Origin of the sequence: Melghirimyces thermohalophilus (assembly GCF_900102685.1) — a bacterium.
Classification (GTDB): domain Bacteria; phylum Bacillota; class Bacilli; order Thermoactinomycetales; family DSM-45169; genus Melghirimyces; species Melghirimyces thermohalophilus.
On sequence record NZ_FMZA01000025.1, the window covers coordinates 1 to 16,588 of the forward strand.

Sequence of the window (16,588 nt, forward strand, 5' to 3'; positions counted from 1 at the left end):
GTTGATGAAGGCGGGTCAAAGTCGAAATTTCTTCCATAGGAGCGGCTAAAAAAGCACGGAGAATCGCCTCCCGGGAATATCCGCGAGCTCCTTGGGGGGAAGATTTTTTCATTTCCTTCACATAGGGTCGAAGATCGAGCGTTTCAAAAAACAAGGGCAACCGATCTTTGGACTCAATTTTTAGCCATTCTTCAAAGGAAAATAGCGTTCCTTGGAGAAGATACAAGTGACTTCCCTCCTCATGGGTTTTCGGTTTGGTCACTTGAAAACTTCTCCATGATGGGGTGAAGTCCTTTTTCTATGCCTGAGGAGCCTTGCTGCTCAAGGGGTTTGAAATCTGCAAAAGGCTCAAATAATTAATTTGTGTTAGCAACCCGTCTAAATATGGTTGTAAGAGGCGGGTTTGTTGTTCAATAAGGCCGCCATCACCGGAGTGGACGAGAACGGAAACAAAGTCGGTGTCGGTGAACGCATTTTCCGCGGGGCTCTGGCGTTACCCATTGCCAAACCGGTAAAAGGCGTTAAGATGGCAACGAAGTACGGCGACGATGTACTGGCAGCTGGAAAGAAGAAGTTTGATGATTTTGCACAAAGAAGCAAGAAAGTAGCGTGTAATTGTCCTGGTGGATCAGGTAAATTAAAAAGTATAGGGAATGGAAAATGGAAATCGTCTGCTGGATTGATCTACGGGCAAGGTTCAAAACATGGGAACCGCGTTAAACATGTTTTGGCACACGCAAGGCCAGACCCTACTAAGCCAAAACATAGTGTTTTTGTAGGAGGTAGAAAAAAAGTTCTTGGCCTTGTGGATGAAGCTTGGTCCATGAGGTCTAAAGTAAAACCCGTTATTCAAAAAAACGGAAATGCTGTTTATAACGTCCCAATGGGAAAGCAGGTTGGGACTCAGGGGGAGAAAACTGTTCGAATTGTTGTTAGGCAAGGAACATCTGAAGTTATTACAGCATTTCCTGTACCATAAGAGGAGATGAAAACATGGTATTTTGTCCATTTTGTGAACAGGGTGTAGTTTGTAAGGCAAAAGTTAAAAGATTGAATAAGGTAATTTTCATTTGTGATGAGTGTGATACTGTTTGGAGAACACCAGAAATAAATGACAAAGTGGATTGTGAGCCGTTCGACATTTATATGGAGAAATATGGGATTAGGGGGCTTTGGTCTGAACTTGAAGATATAAACAGGAATTGGTAAGTTGAGGATTGATATTTTTGGGCGGTTGTCCATATAAGATAACCGCTCTTTTTTTAATGGCGTCGATTAGAGAGGAATTATGAATTGAGGTTATGCCCAAGGAATAAGCCTATTCCTGTTTTATGGAACAACATGGATGAAAGGGATGAAGTGAAAGAAGATTGGGATAAGTAAAATTTGGCTTGAGATATCCTACAAATTAAGGCAATAAAAATAAGTTATCAACCCGTTCTTACAAATATGATTGTAGATGCGGGTTTGTTTTTTGAAAAACCACACTTTAGGTTCGCCTATTATCTGGGTGGACAAGAATGAAGCAAAAAAGGCGCCGGCGAACCGGTAAAGGCGTTAAGATGACAACGAAGTACGGCGACGATACTAGCAGCTGGCAAAAGTAAGCTGGACGATTTTGCTCGAAAAGGGAAGAAGACTGCGTGTGCTTGTCCGAAGAAAAAGGACATAATTGAGGTAAGTAGAAAGAGCTCTCTAAGAAAAATCAAAAGAGAACTAGGGATCCCAAAATCCCAACAACCAATAAAACAAGAGATGGTTACAATGAAAGATCGAAATGGTAAATGGATCTTGGGACCCGACAACAAGCCAATCATGACACGAGAATTAACTTATGAAGTCAACGGAAAAAAAGTCGTAATTCAAGATCATTCGGCAGGACATCAATATATAGGGGGGTGGGTAATCAGGGTTCACATCACAATGTAAGACCAACTGATCAAAAAGGCAATACTCTCAGAAACGGTAAGGTAGATGGAGTAAAGGATCATTACTATTTTGATTATAGAAACCGAAAATAAGGTGTGAAGAAAATGACTCTGTTTGATCTAGTTTCTAATCCTCAATCGCTAATTTCCTTATATGGAGATTGGCCAAGCTTTAAAGGTGGTCGGATCACCTCTATGGAGTTAGTAGAGGATGGGCCAACAATTAATATCATTGTTCAATTAACCCGAGTGCCTCAAAATCCCCCACAACGTTGGAAGAGAAATAAATTTAATGCAGTAAGTATTGAAATTAGCTTTTTCGGAGTGGAATCAATCTCTATGACTGATTGGAGTATAAACAATGTTATTGAGAAACTCCTCATTCAAGAAAATGCAGACTGTAGGGTACCTTGGAAAAGGATTGATTGTTGTACGAAAGAAGGTGTGCAGTTTTGTTTTCAATGTATTGATATCCGTATTAAGAGCATCATTCCTATCCTAATAGATCAGGAATAGGGTATATTTCCTCTTTAACAAAGCCACAAAATCATAAATCTCCCTGTTCGATATAACGGAAAACCGGGTGAAGAAGGAAAATGAATTAAGAACAAAAGGAAGAGATGTTTCAGTTTTAGCAGGTATATTTCATCAAGATATAGAATCACTGAGCGTGCCTTAGAAGAATATATAGAGGAAAATACCCACGAGAATTTGAAACATGATGTAGAATTGATAAAGTGCTTCTTAAATAGCGACCTATCAGATAAGGCGATGTGGGAACAGGGTGCAACGATCTCGATGGCCGCATTTCATGTCCCTCTTTGGAAATGTGACATGTTCACTCTATCTTGGGATAAATGGCTTGATGACAACAGGTGGGGCGGCTTATTGGGGTCTAAGAAAATTATTTGGAACCAGATGAGGAGCTTGAGGAAAGACAAATCGCCCTTACTGAAAAACAGATGATGATCGAAGCAGAAGCACTTGTTTTATTGGTCGATAAAAAAGCCATTTATCAAGCAGCCATTTTGATTGCCAATCAGTGTGATGAACAAAAAAGATTGGCTAAACACTGTCGAATTTAAGCAAATGGTACAAGAAACATTGAAATTTTCTTTCAAAGAAGCTGCAGAGATTAGTTTAAAAGAGGCAAAGACCGGAGTAGAAAATAAAAGAAATGAATTTTGATTCCTTTCATTCACTTACTTTTAATAATCAATTTAGCCGCAATAGTAGAATTAGGAAAAGAAAACATAGGGAAGCCAGTGTCCTTTTTTTGGGTGCTGGTTTCTTTTTAGATTTTATTTCATTCTTTCCACCATAGTCGCGATGGTCTGTACACCGGAGGCGATGTCAAAGCGTCCATTCAGGAACGAGTGGCGGCGGCTTTCCAACTAAAAGGGGAAGCTCCACCAGATTCCCCTCAAGCTCAACCTTCAGACCAGCCAGCCAACCAAACTTCTGACCAGAAGACACCAGCGGAAGCCCCACCAGCCGCTCCAAAGCCAGAAGAGAAAAGTACCGGTGAAAAAGTCGTGAATGGTGTCCTGGACTTTGTCGGTTATCATGATGCCAAAGCCGCCATCACTGGAGTGGACGAGAACGGAAACAAAGTCGGTGTCGGTGAACGCATTTTCCGCGGGGCTCTGGTACTACCCATTGCCAAACCAGTAAAAGGCGTTAAGATGGTAGCGAAGTACGGCGACGATGTACTGGCAGCTGGAAAGAAGAAGTTTGATGATTTTGCTCGAAAAGGGAAGAAGACTGCGTGTGCTTGTCCTCGTGGATGGGACATGCCTAAAGGTGGCGGAGCAATCGATGGAAGGGAATATTCTGAACATGCACTTGAAAGAATGGCTCCGGATACTATAGAAGTTCGAGCTAAATTGGAAAGACGAGCAGTAGAAAAAGGATTAAAGCCAGGCACTAAGGAATTTAAGAATTATGTTGACCCCAGGGGTATTCCGCCTTCAGTGGTAGAAGATACAATTAAAAATGTAAAACCGGTAACGGGGAATAGACCAAAAACACTGAAATATGATGGTGAGAATGCAACCGTAATAACAAACACGGGTGGTAAGGTTATTACTGTAATTCCCAAATGAGGAGGGTAATATGTGTCAATAAAATACAATGAATATCTATTGCTTGAATTATTTAATAGTGAACCTCTGATTATTGATAGGGAGGCTGAGATTTACAAGTATCAGATAAAGGGCGAGATGGGTTTTGAATTAACCCTTTATTTCTCTGTTTATGACCAATATGCGACTGTAAGGTTGGGGTGTAAGGAACTAAAAAAGCCGATATTTGAGGTTGATATGGAAAATGTGGTGGAAATAAGAGCAGGTAAAGAAAAAATCAGTTTTTTTAAGCAGGAGAGTCAAGAACCTGTATTCCAGGTAAGGATTTCACCCAGCTTTATGCTTGATATAAGTTTATAGTTTTGTAAAAGAGGTTGTGGGGCGAAACAAGTTGCCCCATAACCTTTTTTGATGGGAAGTAGGGCCGGTAAAAGGGTTTATCAGTTATATAAAATTACCTCAAAAACGAAGAGCCTACAATTAAAAAAAGGTGATGGCTATTATTTAAAGAAGTGATTGACAAAAGGGATAAGGTAAATCCCTAAAAATAGGCTTTGAAACAAAGGAGAAAAGTGAAAGGATGGAAGTAGGATGAATCTTCATCGTGAGCTGGAATTTGTATTAACCACACTTATTAACCTAAACAAGAAATGTGATAAGGAAATTCTGACTTGAGATCGAGGAGCAACTTGAAAACCTACGTGATTTTAATAGGACTGAAAACGCCTTGCACAAATTAGCATTGGATATAGCAAATGCAGATGATGAAGAAAAAATAAGTGATTTACTGTTAGAGCTGCATTTTCAGTTTGATTCATATATGTGGCAGATTGATGAAATTCATGAATTAGTTAAAAAACTGGCAGGTAACTGTGGAAGTCCTAATTGATATATTCGAACCATAAATTAAGCTAAACGAGTGCCCCTTCAGGCAATTTTGATTTTGTTTTGCTCTCTTAAGATGGTTGCATGCCGTTTATTCTTGTTCCACCATCGTATGTATTCCTGAATCGCCTTGATTAACTCATCATGGGATAGGTAATTGCTCCCTTCCAGAACAAACTTGTGAAGGGGGCTAAAATGGCATTCGATTCGGTTTAACCAGGAGGCATAAGTCGGTGTATAGTCCAACTCCACATTGTTTTCCTTTTTCCGGATGGGGCACTAGGTTGTTTACTTGGTGCCGGTATTTGTCCGGAGCTGTATTAATGAATAATGCATTAAAGGGGAGGATACAGTAGCCGCAGCCTTGGGGAATTCGGAAAAGCGTGCTGGCTATTGGTTCCGCAAGACCAAAATAAGTGGAGTTGAAGAGAAGTTGGATCGTTTAATAAAAGCACTCAATGATTATCCGAATGGTACATCCCTCGTTATTGAGTGGATGGACGGCTTAAAGTAGAAGGAGTGATTGATACGATTTATGAGACGGACAACGGGCTCGAAGTGGATGAAGATGGATATATAGAATATGTTGCTTGCGCTTTGCGCGTGAAGGCGATTGTTAGTTAGCTTATGACAAAAAAATATACAGCTAAACTCATTTAATGAAGTCTCTTCGATCGATCCCCTTCAAAAAAATGCTTAAAAGATGGTCCGTCTATATGAGGAAAATAAAAAAATGAATTTGTTAGCAACCCGTCTCCTACAAATATGAACGTAAGAGGCAGGTTTGTTTGTTGTTCAAATTAACTACACCAAAGGCCGCCATCACCGGGGTGGACGAGAACGGAAACAAAATCGGAGTCGGTGAGCGCCTGCGCGAAGCCATGGTCCTCCCCATCGCCAAACCGGTCAAAGGCGTCAAGATGGTGGCCAAAATACCGCGATGACATCCTGGCCGCCGGCAAAAGCAAGCTGGACGATTTAACCCGGAACTGGAAGAAGACCGCTTACGCTTGTCCGAAAAAGCGTCTCAAGGAAAAATCTTGAGAAACAACAAAGCAACCACTTATCGAGTCAAAAGACCTCAAACCCAAACACAAAAAGACTCCGTTACCGGAGTCCGTCTGATTTATAGACGATGAAGTCGGTTGGTGGATCAGCCGTCAACTCTGTTGCCGATTTGGGGTGGGAAGGACCTGGGTATACAAGTGGGCCAGCTTCTGTTCCAAATCGCTGATGATCTCCCTGCCTTGCACCCGATCAATCAGACCGGCCCGCACCGCAAAGTCGATTTCGCGGGAAAGACCGAACATTTGGGTATCCAACACCTCTTCATACAGGGGACATTTGGGTGCGGTCAGATTATCCAGTTGAACAGCGATCAGCTGTTCAATCTTCTTCGCATCTTCCCTCAACAGCTGCTCGGCGCGCTGTGCCAAATCGGCTTGAGTCGGCGTAGACACGTTTTACCCCCCCAATCCACCGTTCGAAACCAAACGGTTCAACGTTCACGTGCACTCATTCAAACCTAAGTTTAACACGAGCCTGAACCATTTGCAAAGCTCCGAGCCTGTCCCTTTTTAGAAGATGCTCAGATTCCATTCCCGGGACAGATCCTGCAACAACCGCACGCCCGCATAGCTGTTCCCTTTTTCATCCAGGGCCGGACCGTATACTCCGATCCCCATCCGGTTGGGAACCGATGCCATGATGCCGCCGGAGACACCGCTCTTGGCCGGAATTCCCACCTGGATGGCAAACGCTCCGGAGGCATTGTACATTCCGCAGGTGACCATAAATGTTTTCACCAGACGTGCCAAGGAGCGGGGAATCACCTGCTGGCCGGCGGCGTTTTCGCCGTGACGGGACAGGCAGAAGCCCATCCGCGACAAATCATTGCAGGTGACAGAGATGGCGCATTGCCGAAAGTAGAGTTCCAAGGTGGCTTCCACATCCTCGATCACCCCGAATTCCTTTAAAAAATAGGCCATGGATCGGTTGCGATAACCGGTGGCACGTTCGGAATGGTAGACCGCCTCGTCCACTCCGATATCCGGATTTCCCGACATGTCTTGAACCAGTTTGAGCACCCGCTCCAGCCGTTCCTCCACGGACAATCCTTCAATCATGGAACTGACCACCAAGGCACCGGAATTGATCATCGGATTGAGGGGTTTTTTCGGTGAATACAGCTCAAGATCGGAAATGGCGTTAAAAGGGTTGCCGGTGGGCTCCATCCCGACACGTTCAAATACCTTCTCCGGTCCCCAGTCCATAAGAGCGATAATTAAGGTGATCACCTTGGAAATGCTTTGTAGGGAGTACTGAACTGAGCAATCTCCAGCGGAAAAGGTTTCGCCATTGCTAGTATAGACCGAAACTCCCAGAGCAGCAGAATTTTGCCGGGACAGCTCGGGGATATAATCGGCCACCTTCCCTTCCCCGGCCTGCGGGCGATGTTTCTGCACCATCTTTTCCAGAAATGCTTGCATCCTATGCTCCTCCTCCCGGGGGTGATATTCTTTATTTTGTTCCCCTGATGGCTCGTGTATAATGGGAAGGGAATATTGAACCTGAGAAACAGGAGCGTTACACATGAATCCGATCATTCAACTGACGGGAAAAGTAACTTACCCGATCACCCTAGACCCCACTCTGTGGATCTTCGACGACCGCCGCTTTGAGATGGCCGATCGTTTTCCCGGGGTGAACGGGCTGGGGATGGAGCTGGCCCCCTTCCTGGACCATGCAAAACCCCTGCCGGAAGCGGCGAAGATGGTGATCTACCAACGGGAAGGCAGTCAAACCGTTCTTCCCTTGGAAGATGCCCGCACTGCGGTGCTCCAGTTTGCCCAGGAAGGAAAACCGATCCACCCCGGTGGCCCCGCTCTTCTCCATCTTCCCGACGGAAAGCTGGATCAGCCCATCGGCTCCATCGAAAAAATGGAATTGGTATAAAATAACTTGATCCCCGGCTCTGTGCCGGGGATCTTAATTTGGGTTTGGGGAAACCATGAACACCGTCATTCACCTTATTCCGACCGGAAAAACTCCTTGGTCAGCTTGGGAAGTCCCTTCAACCCCTGAAGCGGGCGGCGGCCGTAGAGGAGGTGGAGGAGAGAACGAAGGGCCTTGAACTGATCCGGATGGTAGGGAAACCAGTTGAGTTCCCGTCTCTTTTTACCGGGATGGGTGAGGACCGACGTGGGGTGGACAAAGGTGAGCAGCCCCTCGGGGCCGTGATAGCGGCCGATCCCACTGTCCTTGTTACCCCCGTACGGAAGATGCGGGTTGGCGATGCCGATCATCACATCATTGACACAGACGTTGCCGCTGTTGATTCGGGCGGCCACCCGGCCCGCTTTCTCCCGATCCTTCGACCAGACGCTGGCATTGAGGCCATAGGGAGTCTCGTTAGCCAGCTGGACCGCCTCTTCCTCTGAAGAGAAAGGCATAATCGGAAGAACGGGACCGAAGGTTTCATCCCGCATGATCTTCATGGAATGATCCACATCCACCAGTACCGTCGGCTCAAAGTGGAGGGTCTCGCCGTTGAGTCGTTTTCCTCCGCACAGGATGCGAGCTCCTTTCTCTGTTGCATCCTTCAGGTGGGATTCCACGATCTCCATCTGCTGGGGACTGGTCATCGATCCGATATCGGCATCATCCGGCTGGCCCACCCGCAACTGATCCGTTTTCTCTTTTACCTTTTGAACAAAGGAATCGTAGACGGAAGATTCCACATAAACCCGTTCCACCGCCATGCAGGTTTGCCCGGCATTGGTAAAGGCTCCCCACAACGCCCCGTTGACCGCCCGATCCAGATCCGCATCGGCAAACACGACCATCGGGTCTTTGCCCCCCAGCTCCAGGTCCACTGGGATTAGCTTTTCGGCGGCGGCCGCCATGATTTTTCTGCCGGTGGCGGCACTCCCGGTGAAAAAGATTTTGTCCGGTCCGGCATCCACCAGATGATGTCCCGTCTCCTTCCCTCCGTGAAGCACCCGGAACACTCCCTTCGGCAGGGAAAGGGAGGAAAACAGCTCTTCGATCACCTGACCGGTCAGCGGTGAAATCTCCGAAGGCTTAAAGAGAACCGCATTACCTGCAATCATGGCCGACACCACGGGAATCACAGATAACATAAAGGGATAATTCCAGGGGGAGATGACAGCGACCACCCCCATGGGACGGTACTCCACCCGGGATCGACGCCCGATCAGGGTGACAGGAGTGGGTACCTGCTTCGTCTTCAAGATGGAGGCCGCCTTTTTTTCGTAATACTTTAAGGTAGACACCGTCGGCAAGATATCCGACATCAGGGCTTCCAGCTCCACTTTCCCTGTATCCTGGGCAATTTTTTTCGCCAATTCCGGAGCTTGCTCCACGATCTCCTCTCGGAGACGTTTAATAAAGCGAAGCCGTTCCGCAAGCGGCATCTCCTTCCAGGAGGTAAAGGCCTCCCGGGCTTCCGCCATCGCCTGCTCGACGTCCTCCTTTTTCGCCTCCTTCAGTTCACCCATCTTCTTCGCTGTGGCCGGATTCCACATTTCCAGAACACTCATGGGCTCCCCTCCGTTTCTACGGTGATCCACATTCATATGGATAATGACAATACGCTTTAGTATCATTTTAAATCCTTCTCTTGTTGTTGTAAACATGCCAAGATAATAAATAATTTGAATCTTTTATCTATACTATTATCCTGAGTAGGTATATATTCAACGTTACTGTCTACTCTATTTTTATATCTTTAACTTCTATTAACTGTTTTTTTAATATAAAGTGAGATGAATGGAGAGAGAAGAAAGGAGAGGAAACAACCGATGCCAAAAGCTCAAGTAAATGAATCGACTATTTACTATCAATCTACAGGAAAAGGAACGCCACTCTTTTTCATACCGGGACTCGGGGCGGGAATCAGCATGTACGAACCTCAGCAGCAATATTTTAAAGCGGAATATCAAGTCATTATTCCGGAATTGAGAGGGAATGGAAGATCAGGAAGTCTGAGTGGTGTTTCTCCAAATCAGGTGATGGACACACAGTGTTATGATATTTATGAGTTAATGAACCAACTTAATATCAAGAGTGCAGTATTTATTGGTGTGTCTTATGGAGGCGTGTTCTGTCAGAAATTCGCCTCGTTGTTTCCGGAAAGAATAAAAGGCCTTGTGATTGCAGACAGTTTTTGTGACACTAGGATAAAGTCGATGGGTTTAATGCAGATTATTGCAGCTTATTCGGCTATTCCTATGTATTATCTTCCTAAGAAATGGCTGGTCGCTATGACGGCAGGAAGTTACAAAAAATGGCCGAAGGCGTCGAACGAAATGCAAAAAACAATGAGAACTATCCGCAGAAATGAAGTAGCCAAACAAAGACTTTATATTAATCGCATTAATTACACAACGTTTTTACCGGATATTCATTCTCCTGTTTTGCTCATAAGCGGGAAACAGATGCCTTCGTCATGGATGGAGCATATCCATAAACTATTACCTGATTCGCAATTGATTTATATTGAAAATTCTTTTGACCCAAGTAATTTATGTCAGCCTGATGAGTTTAACAAACATGTGAATGATTATCTGGATAAACTCCACTAATATGTATGCCCAATTCTCGTTTCGTAGCTGTTGTTTCGTTCCGTAGTTCATCGAGTTACGCAACCACTCTGGTTTTTAATGGCCCAAAGATATACAAATCAATGGAGAACCTTAAAGAGTACTGCTAGATAGGTGATTATTGCAAAAAAACGAAAGCCGCATTCTCCCTTAGAAATGCGGCAAAGAATTGCATGCAATCCGAAGGAAAGAAGTTCACTTATCGACAATGCGGTGTAAAGGATTCTTCAAGTTAGTATGGACAAAGGTGAGATTGCGAAAAAGAATGTGAAAGAAACGTCCTTTTTGCTGCTCCGTCTTCGGAGGCGTGATGCTCTGGCTACACAAACAAGATCAAACGCTAGAGAAACTCATTGAGATTTGTATTGACCGGGGTTATCGGGATCAGCCATGGAAAGGAAGTGACCAAAGAAGATGCTAAGTAACTCATCACAAATCAATTCATTTGAACTGAATATAAACAAGATCATCGTCCGATGCTACACAGCTGGAGAAACAGGGTCACCTGTTATTCTTCTTCATGGAGCAGGCGTTGACTCGGCCAATATCTCTTGGAATGAAGTAATAGGACCTTTATCGAAAACGCACCGTGTATTTGCGCCTGATTTACCTGGGTATGGAGCAAGTGATAAACCGGATATAGAATATTCACTTTCGTTTTACATGGATTTTTTGAAACAATTCATGAATACCCTAAATCTTAATCAGGCGAGTTTGATTGGTTTGTCACTGGGTGGCGGAATATCTCTTGGATTTGCGCTTGAGTATCCATTGCGAGTGGACAAATTGATATTGGTAGATGCGTGGGGCCTTTTCAACAAACTGCCATTTCACCGTCTATCCTATTGGTACACAAAATCATTCTTCAATGAACTATCTTATAAATTATCGGGTAAAAGTAGGAGGTTTGTGAAATGGACGCTACTAAATAGCTTGTTTGGAAATCCAAACAAGCTATCAGAACAACTCGTGGACGAAGTTCATGAGGCTTTAAAAGCTCATGATGCAGGTAAAGCATTCATTTCATTTCAGAGAAGTGAAATCACAAAAACAGGTCTTCGTACGAACTTGGCGGGAAGGTTTTCCGAAATAAAAAACCCAACATTAATTGTTCATGGCACTGATGATATGAGTGTTCCTGTTAAATATGCGAAAGAAGCGCATGACGGTATACAAGGATCAGAGATTTATCTGATGGAAGGGTGTAAACATTGGCCCCAAAAAGAGAGACCCGATGAATTTACCAAAGTGATAACAAAATTTTTGTTGAAAGAGTATAGTTGATTCTTTCGATCGTCCAATTTCGTTTCAGGTTGTCAAATATAGCAATATCCTCGGAGGTTATTCCTATATAACTGCGAACACTTTCATAATAAACGTTTCTCATTAACTATGTGTCAAAATTAAGAAGAATAATACCGTACAGAAAGGTGGAAGATTGTGCGCGAACTTAAAAATTTTCTTGTAAGGCTTTTTTCTTTGTAAAAAGGCTTGGACCTAGCTTCCTCCTTTGACCATATCCAGACCAATGACAGAATCCACCTTTTAACACATCTCCCTTAATATATTCGCCGGCAGCCCCTCGCTCATCTTATCGTTTCATAGCTTCGCTGGTTATGCGGGGTCGATGTCCCAACCTTATCCACAAAAAACCGCCCCGATACCGGGCCGGCTCTTTTACGATGTCATAGGGATGATGGCGAAGGTGCCGGTGGCGTGCGCAATCCGTTTCCCCGATCCGTTTTCCACCTTGCAATCAGCAAAGGTCAGGGTGTTACCCAAGCGGATCAGCCGAGCTTCGGAAATCAGCTCGCTACCTACGCCCGGCTCCAAATAGTTTACCTTCATCTCCACGGTCACCGCCACTTTTCCCTCGGGCAGACTTTTGTTGATTAAAGAGCCCATGGTCGAATCGGCGAGGGTACCGATAACCCCGCCGTGGACGATGCCGCCCCGATTCATCATATAGGGGGTGATCGGAACGCGGAAACGGTAGACCCCGTCTTCCACAAACTCTCCGGAGAGGCCGAGAAAACCCGAAGGATAGGCGCTTCCCCTCTCTCTTTTCTGCCGGATCGCCTGCAAGGCCAGACGCAGCACCTCTTTTTCCTCTTCTGTTGACGACTGCATCATATCGTGAAATTCCTGGTATAGATCCATGGCGTTCTCCTTTTTCAAATTACATCGATGGGGTTTGAATATATCGGTGCAACAGTCGGTACGTGTTTTCCAAGGCCTCCCGGTGAGTTCTTTCAAAAGCATGAGAAGCATCCACACCAGGCCCGACCAGGCCGTGGATCAGGTCATGACCGGCGCGGACGGCGGCGCTGGCATCGGAGTTGTAATAGGGATAAATGTCCACTCGATGGTGCAGCCCTTCCGCCTCCGCCAATTCCGTCAACTTTTTCCGCAGTCCGTAATGGTAAGGACCGCTGGAATCCTTGGCACAGATGGAGACGCAAAACTCGTCAGTGGTCTGTCCCTTACCGATCGCCCCCATATCGACGGCCAGATACTCCCGCACCCGATCGGGAATGTTGGAGTTGGCACCAAAGCCCACCTCTTCCAAGGTACTGAAGTAGAAATGGGTGGTATGGGGCAGGGAGAGATCCTGCTCCACCACTTGGATGATCAGTTCCAGCAAAATGGCGGCACTCGCCTTGTCATCCATATGCCGCCCTTTGATAAAACCCGATTCCGTCACTTCAACCCGGGGGTCGAAGGAGACAAAATCCCCAACCTCAATCCCTAATCGACGGACCGCCTCAGCATCCTCCACCCGGGCATCCAGGCGCACTTCCATGTTTTCCGCTTTTCGCTCCTGTTTGCGAGCATCATGGTAGACATGGACGGAGGTGTGGGTCGCGAGGATCGTCCCTGTCACCTGCCCGCCGGAACGGGTGAGCACCGTGCAATAGTTCCCCTCGACGGAATGCCAGGTAAATCCTCCGATATTGGTCAGCTGCAAACATCCATTGGGCTTGATCTCCTTTACCATCGCCCCCAGGGTGTCCACATGGGCAGTCAGATAGCGATGACGGTTCCGGTCCTCACCCGCCAGGGTGACCAAGAGCCCTCCTTTGGCTGGTTCAAAAAGTTTTAGTTTCGAAGCATAAGGGGATAACTTCTCTTTCAAAAAACGGACAGCCTCATCCGCGGCTCCCGTCGGACTGGGAATGCGGATCAGACGGACCAAGTGGTCCACGATGGAATCTATCGGCGTATCCATCATGATCGCTCCTCTCTGATCGCTGGATGATTTGTATTATACCAAGGGGGAGTCCCCGCAACAAAAAAAGAGAAACCCTGACGGTTTCCCATGAAGAAAAGATCCGATGTCCCGTCAGGTACCCGACCCATGGGTTACGATTTCTTTTCCATGGCTGACGCCAGTTCCTTCAGGCAGTCGCGACAAACATTTTTTCTGCGGTAGGATACCACCTGGTCGACGCTTCCACAAAAAAGGCAGGAGGGGCTGTACTTTTTTAAAATCACATGGGAGTCATCCACATAGATTTCCAAGGGGTCTCTCACATCAATATCCATCGTTCGCCTCAACTCCACCGGCAACACAATCCGCCCCAATTCATCCACTTTCCGCACAATTCCCGTCGCTTTCACAAATTTCACCTCCAGGTAATAAAAAGAATCAGTTCCTTTTACACCACACTGTTTCCACCTCACAACCCGGAATCCCTTCTTTTCAGCAAAAATTGGCACTTATCTGCTGAAAGGTAATTTTCGATTCATGTCGAAAATTAATGAGATGGCTTTATCAAAGAGGTGATCTCATTGTGGAAATCGATTGAAGAGTCGCTTTTATTTTGGATCGGAGAAATCAACGGATATGTGTGGGGATGGCCCACCCTGGTTCTGTTGGTTGGGACTGGGATTTACCTGAGCCTGCGTCTCGGTTTTCTCCAGTTCCGAACGTTGCCTTACGCACTCAAACTGGCTTTTTCCCCGAAGCAGGACCAGAAGTCAAAGGGAGATATCTCCCACTTTCAATCCCTGACCACTGCGCTGGCAGCCACGATCGGAACCGGGAACATCGCCGGGGTGGCTACAGCGGTCGCCACCGGAGGACCCGGCGCCGTCTTCTGGATGTGGGTGACCGCCCTCTTCGGAATGGCCACCAAGTACGCCGAAGCGATCCTTGCGGTGAAATACCGCATCACCAATGAAAAAGGAGAGATCTCCGGCGGCCCCATGTATTACCTGGAACGAGGTCTCGGCTGGAAATGGCTCGCCGTGCTCTTCGCCCTGTTCGGATCCGTTGCCGCCTTCGGCATCGGTAACGTCGTTCAATCCCACTCCGTCGCCGGTGCATTGACGCAGATGTCGGGGGATGCCATCCCCTCCTGGGCCACCGGTCTCACCCTGGCTGTCTTGACCGGGTTGGTGCTCCTCGGGGGGATTCGCTCCATCGGGCGGATGACCGCCTTCCTGGTTCCTTTTATGGCCCTGTTTTATGTCGCCGGCGGTCTGATTATCGTCGCACTCAACGTCGATCAGGTCCCCGCCGCCCTCTCGCTCATCTTTACAGACGCCTTCAGCGGCAGCGCCGTCGCCGGTGGGGTGCTGGGTCAGGTGATCAAGATGGGCGTGGCTCGCGGTCTCTTCTCCAACGAAGCCGGCCTCGGCTCGGCCCCGATCGCCGCCGCGGCAGCCAAAACCGATCACCCGGGTCGGCAGGCCCTCGTCTCCATGACCGGCACCTTCCTAGATACGATCGTGGTTTGTACCATCACCGGCTTGACCATCGTCATGACCGGTACCTTTGACCAGGGAAACCTGGAAGGAGCGCAGATCACCGTCGCCGCCTTTAACAACGTCTTGCCCACCATCGGCGGCCTGATCGTCTCAATCGGGCTGGTTCTGTTCGCTTATTCCACCATCCTGGGCTGGTCTTATTACGGAGAAAAATGTTTCACTTATCTCTTCAGTGAAAAAACTTACATCTCCATTCTATACCGCTCCATCTTCGTGATCGCCGTCTTTTTCGGAGCACTGCAGCCTATTGAACTGGTCTGGACCTTGTCTGACACCATGAACGGACTGATGGCGCTTCCCAACCTGGTCGGACTCCTCCTCCTGTCCGGGGTGGTCGCCTCCGAGACCCGAGACTTCCAGGAGAAGTTGAAGTTGGAGCAAAGCCAAAAGCAGAAACAAAACCAGACGGCCTAATGCACAAATCCCCGCCCACTGGGACGGGGATTTGTTCGGTTTGGAAACTTTACTACCGACGGCCTCCACAGAAGGGGCAAGTGATAGGTCAGGGACCGACAGCGGTTGAAAGCAGTGTGTTTGCTTAAGAGGAGCCATCTCTCTCCTTTTTACGTCCAAAAAACAAAAAAGCAAAAGTATATAAAATATGAGTGCGGGTGCATTTATTGTACCTCTTGAAAAGATTCCGCCACTTTTAAGTAAGCTTTTTCTCTGTCCATGTTGATCTTTCCCATCAACTGTATGCGATAATACAATCCGTCTTTTTCCCATTTCATCGGTCCGTAACTAGGGTGAAGTTTTGCTTTAACACCATTCACTTCAACAGTTTTCACACCTCCCCGTTGAAGTTCCCCCTCTTTCCAAGGCTGCTTTTTTGCCCGCACGTTCACTTCTAAGTAAGGATGACCGTCTTTCATTTTACCTTTTTCATCTCCGTAATAGGTTAAACGGAGTTGCTTCCCACCTATCTTTTCATATTTTGCAGATGCACTTTTGATTTCAAAGGGAAATTGATGAGGGAGTTCCGGATTCGAACCAACTTCATCCTCAAAGTTTTCTAGTTCACCCTCTATGCTATAGGACGGACGTCCATTATCAGGTACGGAATAATTCACAGCTGGAGATGTATTCTCGTTCTCCTGACATCCCACCAACATGAGCACAAAGGTTAAAAGAAAAAAACACCTTAATTTTATAATATCCCCTCATCTCCCTTTATTGATCGAATTAGGAAAAACTTCGAGCCGATAAGTTCGTGCTCATGGTCAAATGCCTGTCAATCACATCTACCAGAATCTCGCCCAGGACGAAAACGTTCAACTGACCGACATGACCGCAG

21 protein-coding genes and 1 pseudogene are annotated in these 16,588 nt (G+C 46.5%); 13 read left to right on the plus strand and 9 right to left on the minus strand.

The window, feature by feature from the left end; translation table 11 throughout:
* Positions 1–226 (minus strand): annotated as a pseudogene (locus BLP91_RS16960) (transposase); the annotation flags it as partial.
* A gap of 180 nt (positions 227–406) precedes the next feature.
* Here BLP91_RS16960 and BLP91_RS14945 point away from each other — a divergent pair.
* The 8 genes from BLP91_RS14945 to BLP91_RS16850 all read left to right on the plus strand — a co-directional run bounded on the left by BLP91_RS14945 (position 407) and on the right by BLP91_RS16850 (position 4,901).
* Positions 407–979, plus strand: coding sequence for a hypothetical protein (locus BLP91_RS14945; protein WP_091572874.1), 573 nt, complete (start codon positions 407–409; stop codon positions 977–979).
* Between the two features lie 836 nt (positions 980–1,815).
* On the plus strand, positions 1,816–1,929 hold the full coding sequence (locus BLP91_RS17320) for an HNH/endonuclease VII fold putative polymorphic toxin (RefSeq protein ID WP_281220697.1): 114 nt from the start codon (positions 1,816–1,818) through the stop codon (positions 1,927–1,929).
* Positions 1,899–2,021 carry an HNH/endonuclease VII fold putative polymorphic toxin gene (locus BLP91_RS17325; protein WP_281220686.1) on the plus strand — a complete coding sequence of 41 codons (123 nt, stop codon included), beginning with the start codon at positions 1,899–1,901 and terminating at the stop codon, positions 2,019–2,021. The genes BLP91_RS17320 and BLP91_RS17325 overlap by 31 nt, the downstream gene beginning before the upstream one ends.
* 12 nt (positions 2,022–2,033) lie before the next feature.
* Complete coding sequence (locus BLP91_RS14960) at positions 2,034–2,444, plus strand: Imm50 family immunity protein (protein ID WP_091572879.1); 411 nt, start codon at positions 2,034–2,036, stop codon at positions 2,442–2,444.
* A gap of 392 nt (positions 2,445–2,836) precedes the next feature.
* Positions 2,837–3,013 carry a hypothetical protein gene (locus BLP91_RS16845; protein ID WP_176758021.1) on the plus strand — a complete coding sequence of 59 codons (177 nt, stop codon included), beginning with the start codon at positions 2,837–2,839 and terminating at the stop codon, positions 3,011–3,013.
* 291 nt (positions 3,014–3,304) lie between these two features.
* On the plus strand, positions 3,305–4,033 hold the full coding sequence (locus BLP91_RS14965) for a pre-toxin TG domain-containing protein (RefSeq protein ID WP_091572882.1): 729 nt from the start codon (positions 3,305–3,307) through the stop codon (positions 4,031–4,033).
* A gap of 12 nt (positions 4,034–4,045) precedes the next feature.
* A complete protein-coding gene (locus BLP91_RS14970; protein ID WP_091572884.1) occupies positions 4,046–4,372 on the plus strand; it encodes a hypothetical protein in 327 nt (108 codons plus the stop codon).
* Between the two features lie 367 nt (positions 4,373–4,739).
* A complete protein-coding gene (locus tag BLP91_RS16850) occupies positions 4,740–4,901 on the plus strand; it encodes a hypothetical protein (protein WP_176758022.1) in 162 nt (53 codons plus the stop codon).
* Between the two features lie 38 nt (positions 4,902–4,939).
* Here the strand turns inward: BLP91_RS16850 and BLP91_RS14975 are convergent, their stop codons facing one another.
* Positions 4,940–5,149: an IS3 family transposase gene (locus BLP91_RS14975; protein WP_091572887.1), complete on the minus strand. Its 210-nt coding sequence runs from the start codon at positions 5,147–5,149 to the stop codon at positions 4,940–4,942.
* 536 nt (positions 5,150–5,685) lie between these two features.
* On the opposite strand from BLP91_RS14975, the gene BLP91_RS16855 reads away from it, so the two are divergent.
* A complete protein-coding gene (locus BLP91_RS16855) occupies positions 5,686–5,841 on the plus strand; it encodes a hypothetical protein (protein WP_176758023.1) in 156 nt (51 codons plus the stop codon).
* 216 nt (positions 5,842–6,057) lie between these two features.
* On the opposite strand, the gene BLP91_RS14980 is transcribed toward BLP91_RS16855, so the two are convergent.
* Together BLP91_RS14980 and glsA are read right to left on the minus strand one after the other, a co-directional pair.
* Positions 6,058–6,357, minus strand: a complete 300-nt coding sequence (locus BLP91_RS14980; RefSeq protein ID WP_091572889.1) for an Fpa/YlaN family protein — start codon at positions 6,355–6,357, stop codon at positions 6,058–6,060.
* A gap of 117 nt (positions 6,358–6,474) precedes the next feature.
* Positions 6,475–7,386, minus strand: a complete 912-nt coding sequence (gene glsA / locus BLP91_RS14985; RefSeq protein ID WP_091572892.1) for a glutaminase A — start codon at positions 7,384–7,386, stop codon at positions 6,475–6,477.
* A 103-nt stretch (positions 7,387–7,489) separates the two neighbouring features.
* Here glsA and BLP91_RS14990 point away from each other — a divergent pair, with 103 nt between their 5' ends.
* Positions 7,490–7,852 (plus strand): molybdopterin-binding protein, encoded by a 363-nt coding sequence (locus tag BLP91_RS14990; RefSeq protein WP_091572894.1) that lies wholly within the window; start codon positions 7,490–7,492, stop codon positions 7,850–7,852.
* Positions 7,853–7,926: 74 nt separating this feature from the next.
* Here the strand turns inward: BLP91_RS14990 and BLP91_RS14995 are convergent, their stop codons facing one another.
* Entirely contained in the window at positions 7,927–9,459 is a 1,533-nt protein-coding gene (locus BLP91_RS14995) for an aldehyde dehydrogenase family protein (RefSeq protein WP_176758024.1), read from the minus strand.
* A gap of 261 nt (positions 9,460–9,720) precedes the next feature.
* On the opposite strand from BLP91_RS14995, the gene BLP91_RS15000 reads away from it, so the two are divergent.
* Both BLP91_RS15000 and BLP91_RS15005 read left to right on the plus strand, forming a co-directional pair.
* Positions 9,721–10,503 carry an alpha/beta fold hydrolase gene (locus tag BLP91_RS15000; protein WP_176758025.1) on the plus strand — a complete coding sequence of 261 codons (783 nt, stop codon included), beginning with the start codon at positions 9,721–9,723 and terminating at the stop codon, positions 10,501–10,503.
* 432 nt (positions 10,504–10,935) lie between these two features.
* Positions 10,936–11,805, plus strand: coding sequence for an alpha/beta fold hydrolase (locus tag BLP91_RS15005; protein WP_091572902.1), 870 nt, complete (start codon positions 10,936–10,938; stop codon positions 11,803–11,805).
* 393 nt (positions 11,806–12,198) lie between these two features.
* Here the strand turns inward: BLP91_RS15005 and BLP91_RS15010 are convergent, their stop codons facing one another.
* The 3 genes from BLP91_RS15010 to BLP91_RS15020 all read right to left on the minus strand — a co-directional run bounded on the left by BLP91_RS15010 (position 12,199) and on the right by BLP91_RS15020 (position 14,142).
* Entirely contained in the window at positions 12,199–12,681 is a 483-nt protein-coding gene (locus tag BLP91_RS15010; protein WP_176758026.1) for a PaaI family thioesterase, read from the minus strand.
* Positions 12,682–12,700: 19 nt separating this feature from the next.
* Positions 12,701–13,750: a M42 family metallopeptidase gene (locus BLP91_RS15015; RefSeq protein WP_091572945.1), complete on the minus strand. Its 1,050-nt coding sequence runs from the start codon at positions 13,748–13,750 to the stop codon at positions 12,701–12,703.
* A gap of 134 nt (positions 13,751–13,884) precedes the next feature.
* The gene (locus BLP91_RS15020; protein WP_091572946.1) at positions 13,885–14,142 is read right to left on the minus strand and encodes an AbrB/MazE/SpoVT family DNA-binding domain-containing protein; all 258 of its coding nucleotides are present in this window, start codon (positions 14,140–14,142) and stop codon (positions 13,885–13,887) included.
* Between the two features lie 183 nt (positions 14,143–14,325).
* Between BLP91_RS15020 and BLP91_RS15025 the strand changes: the two genes are divergently transcribed.
* Positions 14,326–15,708 carry an alanine/glycine:cation symporter family protein gene (locus BLP91_RS15025; protein WP_091572948.1) on the plus strand — a complete coding sequence of 461 codons (1,383 nt, stop codon included), beginning with the start codon at positions 14,326–14,328 and terminating at the stop codon, positions 15,706–15,708.
* Positions 15,709–15,911: 203 nt separating this feature from the next.
* Here BLP91_RS15025 and BLP91_RS15030 read toward each other — a convergent pair whose 3' ends face one another.
* Positions 15,912–16,364 (minus strand): hypothetical protein, encoded by a 453-nt coding sequence (locus BLP91_RS15030; RefSeq protein WP_143003576.1) that lies wholly within the window; start codon positions 16,362–16,364, stop codon positions 15,912–15,914.
* Positions 16,365–16,588 lie beyond the last annotated feature (224 nt).

Bases quoted from the DNA above. Each gene is read 5' to 3' on its own strand.
- BLP91_RS17320 (WP_281220697.1), top strand. From the start codon at position 1,816: ATGACACGAGAATTAACTTATGAAGTCAACGGAAAAAAAGTCGTAATT.
- BLP91_RS14960 (WP_091572879.1), top strand. From the start codon at position 2,034: ATGACTCTGTTTGATCTAGTTTCTAATCCTCAATCGCTAATTTCCTTA.
- glsA (WP_091572892.1), bottom strand. From the start codon at position 7,386: ATGCAAGCATTTCTGGAAAAGATGGTGCAGAAACATCGCCCGCAGGCC.
- BLP91_RS14990 (WP_091572894.1), top strand. From the start codon at position 7,490: ATGAATCCGATCATTCAACTGACGGGAAAAGTAACTTACCCGATCACC.
- BLP91_RS14995 (WP_176758024.1), bottom strand. From the start codon at position 9,459: ATGAGTGTTCTGGAAATGTGGAATCCGGCCACAGCGAAGAAGATGGGT.
- BLP91_RS15000 (WP_176758025.1), top strand. From the start codon at position 9,721: ATGCCAAAAGCTCAAGTAAATGAATCGACTATTTACTATCAATCTACA.
- BLP91_RS15005 (WP_091572902.1), top strand. From the start codon at position 10,936: ATGCTAAGTAACTCATCACAAATCAATTCATTTGAACTGAATATAAAC.
- BLP91_RS15010 (WP_176758026.1), bottom strand. From the start codon at position 12,681: ATGGATCTATACCAGGAATTTCACGATATGATGCAGTCGTCAACAGAA.
- BLP91_RS15015 (WP_091572945.1), bottom strand. From the start codon at position 13,750: ATGGATACGCCGATAGATTCCATCGTGGACCACTTGGTCCGTCTGATC.